This window comes from Micromonospora sp. CA-249363, assembly GCF_050950185.1.
GTDB lineage: Bacteria > Actinomycetota > Actinomycetes > Mycobacteriales > Micromonosporaceae > Micromonospora.
In genome coordinates this window covers 2,208,747-2,224,651 of the sequence record NZ_CP192020.1, presented here as the reverse complement: position 1 = coordinate 2,224,651, position 15,905 = coordinate 2,208,747, and the positions used below count along the sequence as shown (strand labels likewise).

Annotated in this window: 14 protein-coding genes; 8 read left to right on the top strand and 6 right to left on the bottom strand. The window is 72.6% G+C overall.

All coding sequences use genetic code 11. The features are described 5' to 3' along the window. The first annotated feature begins 46 nt into the window (after positions 1 to 46). The 4 genes from ACQPZK_RS10235 (at position 47) to ACQPZK_RS10220 (ending at position 4,394) form a co-directional block, all read left to right on the top strand. Positions 47 to 1,720 carry an ArnT family glycosyltransferase gene (locus ACQPZK_RS10235; protein WP_433538063.1) on the top strand — a complete coding sequence of 558 codons (1,674 nt, stop codon included), beginning with the start codon at positions 47 to 49 and terminating at the stop codon, positions 1,718 to 1,720. A gap of 49 nt (positions 1,721 to 1,769) precedes the next feature. Next, positions 1,770 to 2,567, top strand: coding sequence for a peroxide stress protein YaaA (gene yaaA, locus ACQPZK_RS10230; protein ID WP_433538062.1), 798 nt, complete (start codon positions 1,770 to 1,772; stop codon positions 2,565 to 2,567). Between the two features lie 107 nt (positions 2,568 to 2,674). Beyond that, positions 2,675 to 3,367: a hypothetical protein gene (locus ACQPZK_RS10225; RefSeq protein ID WP_433538061.1), complete on the top strand. Its 693-nt coding sequence runs from the start codon at positions 2,675 to 2,677 to the stop codon at positions 3,365 to 3,367. Positions 3,368 to 3,431: 64 nt separating this feature from the next. Next, on the top strand, positions 3,432 to 4,394 hold the full coding sequence (locus ACQPZK_RS10220) for a TAXI family TRAP transporter solute-binding subunit (RefSeq protein WP_433538060.1): 963 nt from the start codon (positions 3,432 to 3,434) through the stop codon (positions 4,392 to 4,394). An 18-nt stretch (positions 4,395 to 4,412) separates the two neighbouring features. Here ACQPZK_RS10220 and ACQPZK_RS10215 read toward each other — a convergent pair whose 3' ends face one another. The 3 genes from ACQPZK_RS10215 to ACQPZK_RS10205 all read right to left on the bottom strand — a co-directional run bounded on the left by ACQPZK_RS10215 (position 4,413) and on the right by ACQPZK_RS10205 (position 6,915). Continuing rightward, complete coding sequence (locus tag ACQPZK_RS10215; protein ID WP_433538059.1) at positions 4,413 to 5,855, bottom strand: sensor histidine kinase; 1,443 nt, start codon at positions 5,853 to 5,855, stop codon at positions 4,413 to 4,415. Between the two features lie 9 nt (positions 5,856 to 5,864). Continuing rightward, entirely contained in the window at positions 5,865 to 6,521 is a 657-nt protein-coding gene (locus tag ACQPZK_RS10210) for a response regulator transcription factor (RefSeq protein ID WP_355050323.1), read from the bottom strand. Positions 6,522 to 6,603: 82 nt separating this feature from the next. Then, the gene (locus tag ACQPZK_RS10205; protein WP_425892776.1) at positions 6,604 to 6,915 is read right to left on the bottom strand and encodes a hypothetical protein; all 312 of its coding nucleotides are present in this window, start codon (positions 6,913 to 6,915) and stop codon (positions 6,604 to 6,606) included. 96 nt (positions 6,916 to 7,011) lie between these two features. On the opposite strand from ACQPZK_RS10205, the gene ACQPZK_RS10200 reads away from it, so the two are divergent. Then, complete coding sequence (locus ACQPZK_RS10200; RefSeq protein WP_433538058.1) at positions 7,012 to 7,350, top strand: DUF952 domain-containing protein; 339 nt, start codon at positions 7,012 to 7,014, stop codon at positions 7,348 to 7,350. A gap of 75 nt (positions 7,351 to 7,425) precedes the next feature. Here ACQPZK_RS10200 and ACQPZK_RS10195 read toward each other — a convergent pair whose 3' ends face one another. The 3 genes from ACQPZK_RS10195 to ACQPZK_RS10185 form a co-directional block, all read right to left on the bottom strand. Next, positions 7,426 to 9,183 (bottom strand): CDP-glycerol glycerophosphotransferase family protein, encoded by a 1,758-nt coding sequence (locus ACQPZK_RS10195; RefSeq protein WP_433538057.1) that lies wholly within the window; start codon positions 9,181 to 9,183, stop codon positions 7,426 to 7,428. A gap of 268 nt (positions 9,184 to 9,451) precedes the next feature. Further along, positions 9,452 to 11,563: a DUF6077 domain-containing protein gene (locus ACQPZK_RS10190; protein ID WP_433538056.1), complete on the bottom strand. Its 2,112-nt coding sequence runs from the start codon at positions 11,561 to 11,563 to the stop codon at positions 9,452 to 9,454. Between the two features lie 134 nt (positions 11,564 to 11,697). Then, complete coding sequence (locus ACQPZK_RS10185; RefSeq protein WP_433539163.1) at positions 11,698 to 12,297, bottom strand: TetR/AcrR family transcriptional regulator; 600 nt, start codon at positions 12,295 to 12,297, stop codon at positions 11,698 to 11,700. 217 nt (positions 12,298 to 12,514) lie between these two features. Here ACQPZK_RS10185 and ACQPZK_RS10180 point away from each other — a divergent pair, with 217 nt between their 5' ends. From ACQPZK_RS10180 to ACQPZK_RS10170, 3 genes are all read left to right on the top strand, one after another. Beyond that, positions 12,515 to 13,408, top strand: coding sequence for an ABC transporter permease (locus tag ACQPZK_RS10180; RefSeq protein ID WP_433538055.1), 894 nt, complete (start codon positions 12,515 to 12,517; stop codon positions 13,406 to 13,408). A gap of 4 nt (positions 13,409 to 13,412) precedes the next feature. Then, positions 13,413 to 14,222: an ABC transporter ATP-binding protein gene (locus tag ACQPZK_RS10175; protein ID WP_422740642.1), complete on the top strand. Its 810-nt coding sequence runs from the start codon at positions 13,413 to 13,415 to the stop codon at positions 14,220 to 14,222. Between the two features lie 145 nt (positions 14,223 to 14,367). Next, positions 14,368 to 15,876, top strand: coding sequence for a D-ribitol-5-phosphate cytidylyltransferase (locus ACQPZK_RS10170; protein ID WP_433538054.1), 1,509 nt, complete (start codon positions 14,368 to 14,370; stop codon positions 15,874 to 15,876). The last annotated feature ends 29 nt before the right edge of the window (positions 15,877 to 15,905 follow it).

Genomic DNA, 15,905 nt, shown 5'->3' with positions numbered 1-15,905 from the left:
TCGGTCCGTGAAACACTCCGGTCGGGACGACGACGGGGGCGTGGTCGTGTCGCATCCAGAGCAGCACCGCGGGCGGTGGCGTCCGCGACTCGACCGGCCGGCGCTCGTCGCGCTGCTGTTCGGGCTGGTCGGCGTCGGGTACCGGCTGGTCCTGACGCTGTACACCGTGCCGGTGTCGAACAGCGACGAGGCGACCTTCGGGCTGGCCGCCCTGCACATCGGGCAGGGCCGCGAACACCCCGTCTTCCTCTACGGGCAGCACTACATGGGCATGCTGGAGTCGTACCTGGCGGCGCCCCTGCTCGCCGTGTCCGGGCCGAGCTGGCCGGTGCTGCGGCTGCCGATGCTCGTCCTCTACGCGGTCTTCCTCTACCTCGTGTACCGGCTCACCCGGCGTCTCTACACACCGTGGTTCGCCGTCCTCGTGGTCGGTCTGCTGGCGCTGGGACCTGAGCGGGTGGTGCGTGACCAGCTCACCGTGGTCGGCGGCCGGCCGGAGGTCAAACCGGCCGTGTTGCTGATGCTGCTGATCGCCGTGGGGCTGGCCGCCGGGTCGGTGCGCCACCGTCGGCTGGCCGTCGCGCTGTTCGGGCTGCTGGCCGGGCTGGCCGCCTGGTCGGACTGGCTGATCCTGCCGTACCTGGGAGTCGCCGTGCTGGCCCTGGTCTGGGCGGTCCGGCGGGAACTGGTCGGCTGGTCCGGGCTGCTGCTGGTGGTGGGTTTCGTGGTCGGGATCGCGCCGATGATCGTCGACAACCTGCGTGCCGGGCCGGGTGAGGACTCGTTGACGGTGTTCCGGGAGGTCAGCACCAAGGCCGGCCCGCTGCCGCCGTGGTCGGACCGGATCCGGGGCGGCCTGCTGGAGGGGGTGCCACTGGCGCACGGGCTCTGCCCGGTCGACGGCTGCGGCCGCTGGCAGCAGTGGTTCGGGCTGCTCTACCCGGCGCTGCTGGTGGTCGCCGCGGTGCTCGCGCTCCTCGCGTACCGCCGGGCCGCCGGCACGGCGCCCGGCGAGCGGGCCACCGGCACCCTGCGCGGTGGGCGCGCCACGGGCACGCCACGGGCCGCGCGGGTCGGGCCGGTCGTGCAGCTCGCGCTGGTCGTCGGCGCGGCGTTGACCCTCCTGTCGTACGTGCGCAGTCCGCTCGCCGCGACCAGTCCGCTGGACAACGCCCGCTACCTGTCGGTGCTGCAACTGTCGCTGCCGGCGGTGCTCTGGCCGCTCTGGGCGGCGGCCGTGGCCGGCTGGCGGGGCACGGTGGGCGTGCTCGGGCGGTTGACCGGCGCACTGGCCGCCGCCGTGCTGACGGCGCTGGCCGCGACGACGCTGGTGGTCACCGTGCTCTTCGCGACCAGCGGCACGGCCGCGTCGCGGACCGAGGAGCGCCAGGCCCGGGAGTTGGCCGCCGCGCTGCGCGCCGACGGACCCCACGAGGTGTACGGGGACTACTGGACCTGCAACCGGCTGATCTTCAACACGGACGAGACGGTGGTCTGCGGGGTGCTCGACGGTGACCTGTCCCCCGGACAGAACCGCTACCGGCCGTACTGGCGGCAGGTCGGGCGGGCCGCGCGCCCGGGCTACGTGGTGGAGGTCGACTCGCCGATGGACCGGCGGCTGCGGCGGCTGCTCGCCGACCGGCCCGACGCCGCACCGGTCCACGAGGTGGGTGGCTATCGCGTGTACCACCCCGACACCCCGGTGCGGCCCTGGCGGTGAGGACGGGTCGTACGCTGGCTCCGCCGCCGTACCCGTTCGAGGAGACCCGATGCTCATCCTGCTGCCACCCTCGGAGGGCAAGGCCGATGCCGGCACCGGACGGCGGTGGACGCCGGACAAGCTCTCGCTGCCGGAGCTGAATCCGGCCCGTGAGCGGGTGCTCGACGCGCTCGTGGCGCTCAGCGCGGGGCCGGACGAGGAGGCGGCGTTGGCCACGCTCGGGCTCAGCGACGGCCAGCGGGGCGAGCTGCGCCGCAACGCCCGGCTGCGGGAGGCGGCGACCGCACCGGCCGAGCGGCTCTACACCGGGGTGCTCTACGAGGCGCTGGAGCTGGCCACGTTGCCACCGGCGGCGCTGCGGGCGGCCCGCCGGTCGATCCTCATCAGCTCCGGGCTGTGGGGCGCGGTACGCCTCGCCGACCGGATCCCGCCGTACCGCTGCCCGATCGGCGTCCGCCTGCCGGATGTCGGGGCGCTCTCGGCGTACTGGCGCAGGGAGTTGACGCCGGTCCTGGCCGGCGCGGCCGGTCGGGGCCCGGTGCTGGACCTGCGGTCCGGCGCGTACGCGGCCACCTGGACGCCGCGCGGTGAGCTGGCCGAACGGACGGTCACCGTGCGGGTGCTGCACGAGCGGGAGGTCGACGGCGTCCCCGTCCGCTCGGTGGTGAGCCACTTCAACAAGGCGACCAAGGGGCGGCTGGTCCGGGATCTGCTCCTCGCCGGCGCCAGGCCGCGAACCGCGCGGGAGTTGGTCGGCACACTGCGCGAGCTGAAGCACACGGTGACGGAGGAGCCGGCCGCCGCCGGGCGGGTACGGCAGGTGGATCTGGTGGTCACCGAGCTGTAGCGGAGCGAGAGCCGCAAGATTTCCTCAAGGCTGGGCGGGACACGTTCCGTAACGGCCGCGCAGGGGTCACGGTAGGGGAACCCAGACTCCGACGAGGGAGCCTTCAGTTGGTCCGCGATCCCGCCCTGCTCGACCGGCCCCGCTCGCCGGCGACGCCACCTCCGCTGGACTGGCTGACCCTGGGCGACGCCTTCGAGGCCTCCTGCCTGCTGCGCTGCACGGCGCCTCCGACGGGTGCCCGGTCGAGCGCCACCACACCGGCGCAGGCGCCGGGGGTCGAGTTCAACCGGGAGGACGCCGCGCAGCGGATGCGCCAGTTGCTCGCCCGCCTCGACATCCCGGTCGCCCAGGAGGTGACGGTCGGCGGACTACGCCGCCGCTACGAGCTGCACCGGCTGTGGGTGCCGCCGGAGCACCGGGGCGCGTACGGCCGGTTGATGGATGCCGGCTGGTGGCAGGGACGTCGGGAGCTGTTGGGCGGCCCCGTGCCGGGCGCCTCGCCGGCCCGCCGCCGGTGGATGTCCCGCCTCGCGGCGGCGGCGTGGCGGTCGGCGCTGCTGGCCGGCGGGCGGCACGTACGGCGGCACATCCTCGGTGTACGGCTCACCGACCGGGAGTTGGCGGCCGTGCTGATCCGCAGCGCGGCCGTGCTCGACGTACCGGCCGCACTCCGCCCGGGCACCGGCTGTTTCCTGGTGAGCGTGGCCGACGGGCCAGACCGGGAACGCATCCTGCGCAGCGCGTCGATGGAGCCGGCGCGCGACGCGCTGATGACCCCGGGCCCCCGCCCGGCCCGCTGAACGAGGGCCCGTACCGGCGGTACTGACGGGTACGGGCTTGCGTGTGCCCGTCGGAGCGCGCACAGTGCACCGCGTGAGTCGTACCTCGTCTCCTCGGGCCGGTCGACGCCGCGGGTGGGCGGCGGCGCTGGCGCTGGTCGTGGCCCTGACCGTCGCCGGCTGCCGGGACGACCCGGGCGAGGCCGTGGAGATCAGGATCGCCACCGGCAGCCCCACCGCCGTGTACTACGCGTTCGGACAGTCCCTCGCGACCATCCTCAACCGCGAACTGCCCGGGGTACGGGCCAGCGTGGTGATCACCGCGGCCTCGGCGGAGAACGTCCGCCTGGTCAGCACGGGGGCTGCCGAGCTGGGCTTCACCCAGGCCGACGTGCTGCCCACCAGCCCGACGCAGAGCCCGTCGGTGGACGCGGTGGCGCGGGTGTACGACGACCAGCTGCACCTGGTCACGACCGACGGCGGGCCGGTGCGTACGGTCGGCGACCTGCGGGGCCGCCGCGTATCCGTGGGTGCGGCCGGCTCCGGCACCGAGATCACGGCGACCCGACTGTTGGAGGTGGCCCGGCTCGGTGGCGACGCGGTACGCCGGGAACGGCTCGGCCTGGACGACTCGGTGACCGCCCTGCGGTCGGGACGCATCGACGCGTTCTTCTTCTCCGGTGGCCTGCCGGTCCGGGGCATCGGGGAGTTGGCCGGACGCAGCGCCACCCGGATCGTCGACCTGGGCGAGTGGACGGAGCCCCTGCGCGCCCGCTACGGGCAGGTCTACGTCTCCCGGGACATCCCCCGCTCGGTGTACGGGATGAACCCGGTCACCACGGTCGCCGACCCGAACTACCTGATCGTGCGGGCCGACCTGCCGGAGCCGCTGGTCCGGGATGTGACCCGACTGCTGATGGAGCGTCGGGCCGAGCTGGGCGCGGCGCACCCGGCGGCGGGGCGGATGAGCCCCCGCTCGGCGATCGCCACCGCGCCTCTGCCGCTGCACCCGGGGGCCGCCGCCTGGTACCGGGCGGCCAAGCCCTGAGCAGCCTCGGGTTCGCCGCTAGCGGGCCGGAGTGGGCCACAGATCGGCGGCCGGGTCCCCGTCGGCCGGGTCCCCGTCGACCGGCTCTCCCACCGGCTCGGCCGTCGGAAACCACAGGCCGGCGACCAGCCCGCGCGGGGTGCCGGCACGCATGGTGAGCCGCCCGTCGGAGGCGTCCACCAGCACGGCGACGATGGTCAGGCCGAGCCCGGCACCGTCGACGTTCTGCGCGTCCGGGGCCCGCCAGAACCGCTCGGTGGCCTGGCGGAGCTGACTCTCCGTCATGCCCGGGCCGGTGTCCCGCACCTCCAACAGGACCCCGTCGTCGCGGCGGGCCACCGTCACCGTCACCGCCCCGCCGGCCCCGCTGAACTTCACCGCGTTGTCGATCAGGGCGTCCAGTGCCTGGTCGACGGCGGTCGGCACGGTCCGCGCGTACGCGGGTGCGTCGCTCGTGGCCAGGCGGAGCGCGACCGACCGGTGCCGGGCCAACGGCGCCCACGCGGCCACCCGGGAGGCCGCGACGGCGGCGGCGTCCACGGTGACCCGCTCGTTCTCCTCGCGTTCGGCCCGGGCCAGGGTGAGCAGCGCGTCGAGCACCAGCGCCAACCGGTCGGTCTCCTCCAACGCCAGCCGGTGCTCGGAGCGCCCGTCCGCGTCGCTGAGGCTGGGGCCCAGCTCCTCCACCCGCAGCCGCAGCGCCGTGAGTGGATTACGCAACTGGTGGCTGGCGTGCGCGACGAACGCGCGCTGCCGGTCCATCACGTCGGAGACCACGTCGGCCATGTGGTTGAAGCTGGTCGCAAGGCGGCGCAGCTCCGGCGGACCGAGTCGGTGCTGCACACGGGCGCGCCGGTCGCCCTCGGCGATCTCGTGGGTGACCGCGTCCAGCTCGGTGACCGGCCGCAGCACCCAGCCGGCCAGGCCGAACGCCGTGAGCACGCAGGCCAGCACCACGAGCAGACCGGCCAGGGTCAGCAGCAGCCACCAGATGGCCACGGCCCGACGGATCTCGCCGGCCGGCGTCGCGATCACCACCGCGCCGAGGACCTCACCGCCGTCGTTGATGGGCACCGCCACCACCACCGGCCCGGCGGACCACGGCCAGATCGACTCGGGCGCGCTGGACTGCTGCCCGGACAGCGCGACGTCCAGGACCGTGGCGGTCCCCGTGGACCGCCAGCTCGCCGAGTCGACCACGATGCCCCGGTCCCGGTCGACGACCGCAGCGCCGATCCCGTACAGCTCGTCGTAGCTGCGCAGCTCCGCGCCGATCGGGCCGGGCTCGCCGCCCCGCAGCGCCGGACCGGCCAGCGAGGCGAACCGGGTGGCGTCGGCGAGCCGGTCGGCGCGTACCCGCTCGGTCTCCCGGCTGGCCAGGGTCACGGCGAGAGGGCTCTCCAGCGCGACGAGGACGAGCACCATCAGCAGCAGGTAACTGATCACCAGTCGGCGGCGCACGGCGTCTCCTCACGCATCGCGCAGCCGGTAGCCGACCCCACGGACGGTCTCCACCAGCCGCGCGTCACCCAGCTTGCCGCGCAACGACCCGACGTGCACCTCGACGGTGTGCGGATCGCCCCAGGTGGTGCCCCAGGCGTCGAGCAGGATGCGGTCGCGGGGCACCGCCACCCCCGGCTGGCGGGCGAGCGACAGCAGCACGTCGAACTCCTTGCGGGTCAGCGTCACCGCACGCCCCGCCACCGTCACAGTGCGGGCGGCCACGTCGATGCGCACCGCACCCGCCTCGATCAGGTGCCGCTCGGGGGCGGCGTTCGCGGCCCGGCGCAGCACCGCCTCGATGCGGGCCTGCAACTCCACCATCGAGAACGGTTTGACCACGTAGTCGTCCGCGCCCAGGCGCAGCCCGAGGACCCGGTCCCGCTCCTCGCCCCGCGCGGTCACCGCGATGATGCCGAGCTGACTACTGCGCCGGCGCAGCTCCCGGCACACCTCGGTGCCGTCGCCGTCGGGCAGGGTCAGATCGAGCAGCACCAGGTCGCAGGGGGCGGCGGAGAGCGCCGCGGCGACGGTGGCGGCGTGCTCGACCTGGTAGCCACGACGGGTCAGAGCGGAAGAGAGCGCGGCTGCCACCCGGCGGTCGTCCTCCACCAGCAGGATCCGCACCGTGCCCCCATCCGTCGCAGCCGTCCTGCGAAATGGTGGCAGAAGCGCGCCGCGAGCGGGAGGGCCACCTCCCGGTCAGGCTCTACAGACCGAACGTGTCGTCGGCGACCGCGTCCCGCACGCCGTCGGCGAAGCCCCGGAAACCGGGGTCGTCGTGCCGGGCGGGCACGCTGGTGACGTTGACGCCGCTGGCCTGGGTGACGGCGTCGACCAGGGGCGGAAAGTCGATCTCGGCGTCGTCGAAGGCGTCGTCGTCCGCCTCGGCCAGGTTGATCACGTGCTGCACGTCGTCGGACGGGGTGTCCGGGTCCTCGGCCCACTCGCCGCCGGCCCGGTAGCACTCGTCGTACAGCCCGCGCTGGGTGTCGGTCCAGTCGTCGTCGTAGCTCGCCATCGTCCATCCCTTTCCGGCCGGTCCACCTGAGCATGCCGGGCGGTGACCGCCATCGGCGGCGGTACGGCCGAAACGCGGGCGACGTAGTCTGCGGAGGTGATCTACAAGCTGTTGCCGACCGTGGAGTGGGACGACGCCCAGGTCGCCGGTGCCGTCGCCGGCTCGGCCCTGGACCGCCAGGACGGTTTCATCCACCTCTCCGCCGCCGACCAGGTGGTGGAGACCGCCCGCCGGCACTTCTCCGGCGTCACCGGCCTCACCCTGCTGGGCGTGGACGAGGACCGGCTGGCCGACGCCCTGCGCTGGGAGCCGTCGCGCGGCGGACAGCTGTTCCCCCACCTGTACGGGCCGCTGCCGCTGAGCGCGGTGGTGACGGCACGGGCCTTGCCGGCGGACACCCCGGTCGCCGACGCGGTCGCCGCCCTTCTCGACTGAGGCCGCCGTACCACTCCCGCCGACACGACCGCGCCCGGTCCGACAGGTGTCGGGCCGGGCGCGGGACGTGTCAGGTCAGCGGCAGAGCCGGGTGATCTCCTCGGCGAACCGGTCCATCGGGTTGGCCTCCGCCGGCCCCAACAGGTAGGTCTTCAGGTCTCGGCGCGCCTCGGTCATCGGGTCGTCGCCGGCCCGGGTCACCGCCACGATCTTCTCCAGCTCACCGCAGTCGGCGGAGAGCAGGTACGCGGCCCGCGCGGTCGGGTACTCCCGGCGGAACTCGTCCTCCGGCAGGCCGGACGGGTTGGCCACCACGTACGGCCGCTGACTCTGCACGAAGTCCGAGACCACACTGGACACGTCGCTGATCAGCAGGTCGGTCTGGTTGAAGCAGTCGAACAGCCCGGGCGTGCGGCCGGTCACCACGAGGTGCCCGGTGCCGTCCAGGGAAGCCGCGTCGGGGTCTCCGCCGGCGGCCCGGATCGCCTCGACGATCCGGTCGTGCACCGCCTTGGCCGCCTTGGACCGCGACCCGGTGAGCGGGTGCGGCTTGTAGATCAGACGCACCCCGGGGTTGTTCGCCAGCAGGCCCTTGACGATCCGCTCACCCATCAGCACCAGCGAGGTGTGGTACGGGTCGTCGTCCAGCCAACCCTCCCAGGTGGGCGCGTAGAGGACGGTGAACGGGCGGTCCACCGACTCGGCCCCGAAGGTGTGCACGCCGGCCAACTGCGGCCGACCGATCTCCACGATGTCCGAGTCGAGCACGCCCACCCCGGCACGGGCGTACCGCTCCCGACCCGCCAGGCCCGCCACCCAGACCTCGTCGTACACCTTGCTGTAGGGGTTGACGCTGGCCTGCTTGTCGCTGTCGCCGTGCCCCACGAAGACGTGCTTCATGCCGGGCTCGCGCAGCATGTGGATGTTCGCGCCGACGTTCGCGGCGTAGAGGGCCGCGCGGACGCTGCCGAGTTCGAGGTTCATGAAGTCCACCCCGGCCGGTACGCAGATCACCGGCAGTCGGGTGTCGGCCAGCTCGGCGAACGCCTCCCGGCTGCGCATCAGCACCACCCCGCGCTGGTTCAGCGCCTCGGTCGGGGCGAGCCACATGTTGGCCTGGTAGACGTCCTTGGCGGGACCGGCGAAGTAGAGCGCCACCTCGGGCCGGTACGAGTCGAGCCAGCGCTGCACGGCCGGCATCAGCGGCCCCTGGCCGGAGCCCCGACCGCGCAGCCACGTCAGGGCGATGATCGCGCCCACCACCCCGGTCGCCGCGACCGTCGCCGCGGCGGCGACGAAGTACGGCGTCGGCTCGTGCCGCACGGCGGCGACCACCGCGGCCGGGACGAGCAGCAGGTTGAGCAGGGGCATCCGGTCCCCCGCGACGGCCGCGGCCCAGGCCGGCGGGCGGGGAGCCGAGCGCAGGGGGCCCAGCTCGATGTTGCGGACCAGGGCGGACTGCGGGTTACGACGGTCGATCATGGTGGAGAGCGCGCCCGCGAAGACCGAGACGACCCACACCGCCGCCGGCAGGATCAGCAGGAGGCTCAACTCGACGCCGTCGAGCTCGACCTGGGCGGCGACCAGCAGCACGGCCGAGAGGTCACGGGTCAACTGCCGGTACGAGAAGTTCAGACCGACCTTCTCCAGCAGCACCTGCGACGGCGGGGACCAGCGGGCGGTGGCGAACTCGCCGACCACCGCCGCCAGTCCGGCGACGGCGAACACGCCGATCCAACCGAAGGCGCCTGCGACGAGCATGACCAGGTAGGCCAGCACCAGCAGCGCGCTGCGGGCGGCCACTCCGATGCGTCCTGTCAACGTGCCGAACAACGAGTTCGCTCCCTACGATTTCCGTGGTGGACGCATGCCCGTGGTGCGTCGGTGACACTCCCCGTAGCGCATGACCTACCGCGCGCCCGGAGCGGCAGGCCACGGATGTGGTGGTCCAGACCCCGTGCGGCGGGCGGTAGTGATGACTGCGACCTTAACGCGAACACCCCCAGCGGTGTCGCTCGGGTATCGCGCGCACATTTCGGTCACCTCGCCGAACGGCCGGCGCCACACCGTTGCGGCGCCGGCCGGTTCAGGGGCGACCTGCTCAGCCGATCCGCCGGAAACACGTCATCGCTCCGGGCTTGCGACGCTTCGCGAACTCCTGGTAGCCGAGCTGCGGCGCCAGGTCACGGGCGTACTGGTTTCCGTTGTAGACGCAGATGGTGCCCACGTCCAGTCGGTCCAGCGCCGGTGCCAGCTCGGCCGGCGTCGCGGTGGTGGCGCCGTCGGCGAAGCCCGCGAGCAGCAGCCGGTCCTTGGCGAACTGGGAGTTCAGGTCGTACTCGACGAGGTAGAAGTCGCGCGGTAGGACGACCCGAACCTGGCTGGTGACGACCAACGAGGTGCGCATGATGGTCTTCGGGGCCAGCAGCAGACCCGACGGCCGGTCCAATCCCTTGATCCAGAAAGCGATCGACTGACGCTGCTGCGGCAGCTTCCAGGTGGGCCGCTCGTGCACGTCGACCCAACTCTTGGCGGACCACATCGGAGTGGCGAAGAGCGCGAACGAGGCGACCAGCAACACCGCGATCCCCCCGGACGCCGCACGACGCAGCACCGGCGTGGGGGCCGGCACGCGAACCGTGCAGAGCAGCCCGATCAGGGTCGGCAGGGCGAGCAGCCACGGCACCCGCCACAGCACGACCGAGATGCCGCTGAGCGCGCTCAACGTCTCCAGTACGCCGGGAACGAACAGCACGCTCAGCGCCAGGGTCGCGCCGGCGGTGAGCAGCGCGGGCGTACGTCGACGGGCCAGCAGCGGGCCGCACCAGAGCGCCAGGCCGGAGATCACCCCGACCACACCGAACAACAGGGTCCGCTTGTAGGTGTACGCCGCGTCGAAGAAGGCGTCGTCCGCGCCGTCGGCGGCCAGCGCGCCGAGCAGGAGGCGGGACACCACGAGGGAGCCGATCGGGTACGTGAGAGCGGCCACCGCCGCCACCAGGGCGGGCTTCCAGCGCCCGACCAGCAGCATGGCGAAGCCGGCGGCGCCGACCAGCATCGGCAGGATGATCGCGGCGGTGGTGGTGAGGCCGATGGCGGTGATGGAGAGCGCCACGATGAGCAGCAGGCTCCGCCGGGTGCGCCGGTCGAACCACTCGGTCAGGTAGAGCCACATCAGCGGGATGACGGCCGAGACGAACATGCCCTTGCCCTCGTAGAGCCGGGGCAGGTGGAACGTGCCCAGCGCGGCGTCCCCGCCGGCGACCAGGTACAGGTAGGCGACGGCGACCGTGAAGGCGAGCACCGGCCGCCGGGGCGCCCAACGCTGGGTCAGCCGCCAGAGGGCGAGCACCGCCACCACCGCCATGATCGGCAGCATCACGTACCAGGTGGCCGAGGCGCCGTGGATCCCGAGCACGTTGCCGAGCGCGCCGTCGAACACCTCGATCGAGGGGATCGGGGGTTGCGAACCCATCGCCGGCAGGACGTTCTCGGAGAACAGGAAGTCGTTGAGCGGAATGAGGTCCCGCTCGGCGATCCAGACCGACTTCCCGACGTAGTAGACGTCGTCCGGGGTGTTCCGGGCGAGGAAGAACGAGGAGATCCCGACCAGCACCGAGATGGCCAACGCGTACGCCGACTGCCCCGCCGTGGGCATCGGCGCGATCGAGGTGGGCGTCGGGCCGTCCAGCCAGACCCGACGCAGCAGCAGGATCCCACCGGTCGCCGCGAGCAGGCCCGCGACCGCCGGGATCCACCACGAGACGGCGGCGCCGGTGCCGACCACTCCGGCGCTGACCGCGGCCACCGCGGCGGCGACGAGCACGCCGATCAGCAGCCGCCGGTCCAGGGCAGGCCGCGTTCCGGTCGGCTCGACCGGCTCGGACGGCGCGCTCTCCTCGCGCAGGGCCGCGGAGCGGCGTCGGGCACGCAGCATCGCCACCACGGCGAGCACGACGCAGGCGACCAGCCAGATCCGGAAGGTCACCGACGGACGCAGATCCGCCAGGAAGGCCGCGTGGTAGAGGACGGTGAAGAGCGCGAACGCGACCACGGCCCCGTCGGTGAGCAGCGTCGGGGCGGCGGCCACCAGCGCGCGTACCCGGGCGGCGGGGCTACGGTCGGGGCCCTGACCCGACCGGGACGCCGGCTCGGGGCGCGGCGTCGGGTCCGGGTCAGTGGGCGCGACGGCGATGCTGTCGACGTTGGCCACGGGCGTCCTTCTCGTCAGGCGGATCTGGGGGCGAAGAGTGGATGTCGGCTCGGTGACGGCCGGTTGTCAAGGGGGCAGCCTAGCGGAGGCGAGCGGCCCGCCAGGTCCCCGTCGTGGGTGGTGTCGCGGCCCGGTCAGCCGGACACCGGCGTCGCCCGCGGCAGGGGTACGACGCCGGTCGCGCCGAGTCCGGCGGCCACGGATTCGACCAGGTTGTCCAGGTAGCTGTCGGTGAGCGGCAGGCGGGCGATGGCGAGCCGCCAGTAGAGCGGGCCGACGATCAGGTCGACGGCCGCGTCCGGGTCGGTGTCGCCGGGCAGCTCGCCGCGCTGCACGGCGCGGGCGACCAGGCGACCGCCGATCTCCTGCTGGCGGGCGCGCAGCACCTGTCGCAGGGTCTCGTCGATGGTCGGGTTGCGGGCCGCCTCGGCCAGCAGGTCGGGGATGATCTGCGACGCCAGGGGGTGGCGCAGCGCGTGCGCCACGGCCTGGAACAGCAGCGCGAGGTCCCCGCGCAGGGTGCCGGTGTCCAGCACCGGCAGCTTGCCCTGTGCGGCGGCGGCGACGATCTCCACCACCAGGTCGAGCTTCGAGCTCCACCGGCGGTAGACCGCCGTCTTGCTGACGCCGGCTCGTCGGGCCACCGCCTCGATGGAGAGCCGGCCGTAGCCGACCGCCGCCAGCTCCTGCATCAGGGCACGCCGGATGGCCGTGGTGATCTCGTCGCGCAGCACCGCCGCGCCGGCCGGCACGCGCCTCTTCTCGGTCGTCACCGAGGACTCTTCTCGCAGGTCACGCCCGCTAGAGTAGCGCAACGACGGTACGGTTGCGTCCCGACGTGTTTCGGACTACTGTCCACGCAGCGACGAGGCGGCGTCCCGCGCACAGTTCCCACTAGGATTCCATCGTCGCGAGCAACCCGTCTGCACGAAAGATCGGAGTGCCATTTCCATGGCCACCACCGCGCTGGTCGACCCTGACACGGGCCTGACCCAGGCGCAGCTGGCCGCTCGGCACGGGCTACGGGTCGCCGGTGAGCGACCCACCCTCGTCGAGTACAGCCGCCGACTCTGGGCCTACCGGCACTTCATCGCCGCGTACGCCAACGCCAAGCTGGTCGCGTCCTACAGCAACGCCAAGCTGGGCCAGCTCTGGCAGGTGCTCACCCCGCTGACCAACGCCGCGGTCTACTACCTGATCTTCGGGGTGGTGCTGGATCAGAAGAGCATCCCGAACTTCATCGCGTACCTGACCACCGGGTTGTTCATCTTCAACTTCACCCAGAGCGCGGTCCTGGCCGGCACCCAGTCGATCAGCAGCAACCTCGGGCTGATCCGGGCACTGCACTTCCCCCGGGCCAGCCTGCCGCTGTCCACCACCGTGACCCAGTTCCAGCAGCTTCTCGCGTCGATGGTGGTGCTGGTCGGCATCGTGCTGGTCACCGGCGAGCCGATCACCTGGGACTGGCTGTTGCTGGTGCCGGCGCTGCTCCTGCAGGCGGTCTTCAACGCCGGCGTGGTGCTGCTCGTCGCCCGGCTGGGTTCCAAGGCCAGCGACCTCAAGCAGGTCATGCCGTTCGTCATGCGCACCTGGATGTACGGCTCCGGCGTCCTCTACAGCGTCAGCCTCTTCGAGCGGCTGCCCGGCTGGGCGACGACGCTGGTCCAGTTCAACCCGCTGCTGGTCTACATCGAGTTGGCCCGGTACGCGCTGCTCGAGCAGGCGCCACTGCTCAACGAGTCGCTGACCCAGCTCTGGCTGGTCGCCGCCGGTTGGGCGCTGGTGGCCGGCATCGGTGGCTACATCTACTTCTGGCGCGGCGAACAGGAGTACGGCCGTGGTTGATTCCCTGCCGGCCGCCGACGAGGCGACCGTCTCCCTGCCCGTGCTGACGCCCGAGCGGATCCCCACCGTCGTGGTGGACGACGCGCACATCATCTACCGGGTCCACCAGGGCGCCACCGGTGGCACCACGCCCGTGGCGGCGCTGCGCCGGCTGGTCAAGCGCACCAACGCGCCGAACGTGCGGGAGGTGCACGCCGTCAAGGGCGTGTCGTTCACCGCGTACCGGGGCGAGGCGATCGGGCTGATCGGCAGCAACGGCTCGGGCAAGTCCACGATCCTGCGGGCCATCGCCGGCCTGCTGCCGGTCAACCGGGGCGCGATCCACACCCAGGGGCAGCCGTCGCTGCTCGGTGTGAACGCGGCGCTGCTCAACGACCTCTCCGGCGAGCGCAACGTCGTGCTGGGGTGCCTCGCGATGGGCATGCACCCCGACGAGGTCGCCAAGCAGGCCGCGGGGATCATCGACTTCTCCGGGATCAACGAGCGGGGTGACTTCGCCAGCCTGCCGATGCGCACGTACTCGTCGGGCATGGCCGCCCGGCTGCGGTTCTCCATCGCCGCCGCCAAGAAGCACGACGTGCTGCTCATCGACGAGGCGCTCGCCACCGGCGACAAGGGCTTCCGCAAGCGCAGCGAGCAGCGCGTCCGCGAGCTGCGCGAGGGCGCCGGCACGGTGTTCCTGGTCAGCCACCAGCTCTCCTCCGTGCGCGACACCTGCGAACGGACGATCTGGCTGGAATCGGGCCTCATTCGGATGGACGGCCCGACCGACGAGGTCATCCGCGCGTACGAGGCGTACGCGAACAGCAAGTAGAGTGCCGGCCAACCCCCGGCATCGACACGGCAACCAGGACCGCGTCGCCCGCGTTGGGGCGGCGCGGTCCGCGCGTTAAGGTTCATTCCGTCGCCGCTCGGGCGGAACTTTCCGTTAACGCAAACCTGAGAGTGAGGATCCGGCAATGACGCAGGACCAGACCACTGGCCCGGACGCCGCAACGGAGACCCCCGCACCGTGGCGGCCCTCGCGGACAGTGGCCGTGGTGCTGGCCGGCGGCACCGGGACCCGGCTGGGCCTCGGCATCCCCAAGCAGCTCCTCAAGATCGCCGGTAAGCCGATCATCGAGCACACCCTGGCGGTCTTCGAGGCCGCTCCGGAGATCGACGAGATCATCGTGCTGATGGCGACCGGCCACGTCGACGACGCCCGGCAGATCGTCGAGAAGGCCGGCCTGCGCAAGGTCACCAAGGTGATCGAGGGCGGCGACACCCGCAACGCGACCACCCGGATCGCGCTCGACGCCGTCGGGCCGGCCGACTGCAACATCCTCTTCCACGACGCCGTCCGCCCGCTGCTCAGCGGCCGGATCGTCCGTGAGTGCGTGAACGCGCTGTGGACCTACGACGCCGTCGACGTCGCCATCCCCTCCGCCGACACGATCATCCAGGTGGACGAGAACGACTGCATCACCGACATCCCGGTGCGCTCCCGGCTGCGCCGGGGACAGACCCCGCAGGCGTTCCGCTCCCCCACGATCCGCGAGGCGTACCGGATCGCCGAGGACGACCCCGACTTCGCCGCCACCGACGACTGCGGCGTGGTGCTGCGGTACCTGCCGGGCACGCCGATCAAGGTGATCGACGGCTCGGACGAGAACATCAAGGTCACCCACCCGGTCGACGTGCACCTGGCGGACAAGCTCTTCCAGCTCGCGGCGGCGCAGGCGCCCCGGCTGACCGACCACCGCAGCTACACCGAGGAGCTGACGGGCCGGACGATCGTCGTGTTCGGCGGCAGCTACGGCATCGGTCACGAGCTGACCGAGCTGGCACGGCGCTACGGCGCGCAGGTCTTCCCGTTCAGCCGCTCCACCACGGGCACCCATGTCGAGCGCGCCGAGGACGTCGAGGCCGCGCTGACGACCGCCTTCGAGGCCACCGGCCGGATCGACCACGTGGTGGTCACCGCCGGGATCCTGGAGCGGGGCGCCCTGGCCGAGATGGACGAGGAGACGATGGACCGGGTGTTGCAGGTCAACTTCGTCGGTCCGGTGACCATCGCCCGACAGGCCCTTCCGTACCTGCAGCAGACCAAGGGTCAGCTGCTGCTCTACACCTCCAGCTCGTACACCCGGGGTCGGGCCCGCTACGCGCTCTACTCGTCCACCAAGGCCGCCCTGGTCAACCTGACCCAGGCGCTCGCCGACGAGTGGGCCGACGTCGGCGTACGGGTCAACTGCATCAACCCGGAGCGGACGGCGACCCCCATGCGGACGCGGGCCTTCGGCGAGGAGCCGGAGAACACCCTGCTGGCCGCGGAGGCGGTGGCCCAGTCCTCGCTCGACGTGTTGATCTCCGACCTGACCGGCCAGGTCATCGACGTACGCCGGGCGCCTGGTGACGGTCCGTCCGTGCCGACGCAGTCCGGCCCGGACCGGTCCGAGACGCCGGCCGCGGCCTCGGCGAACTGACGCCGACGGCACCGCGACAGCGAGGGCGG

Coding starts and splice junctions, on each gene's coding strand:
- yaaA (WP_433538062.1), top strand. CDS start 1,770: ATGCTCATCCTGCTGCCACCCTCGGAGGGCAAGGCCGATGCCGGCACC.
- ACQPZK_RS10205 (WP_425892776.1), bottom strand. CDS start 6,915: ATGGCGAGCTACGACGACGACTGGACCGACACCCAGCGCGGGCTGTAC.
- ACQPZK_RS10180 (WP_433538055.1), top strand. CDS start 12,515: ATGGCCACCACCGCGCTGGTCGACCCTGACACGGGCCTGACCCAGGCG.
- ACQPZK_RS10170 (WP_433538054.1), top strand. CDS start 14,368: ATGACGCAGGACCAGACCACTGGCCCGGACGCCGCAACGGAGACCCCC.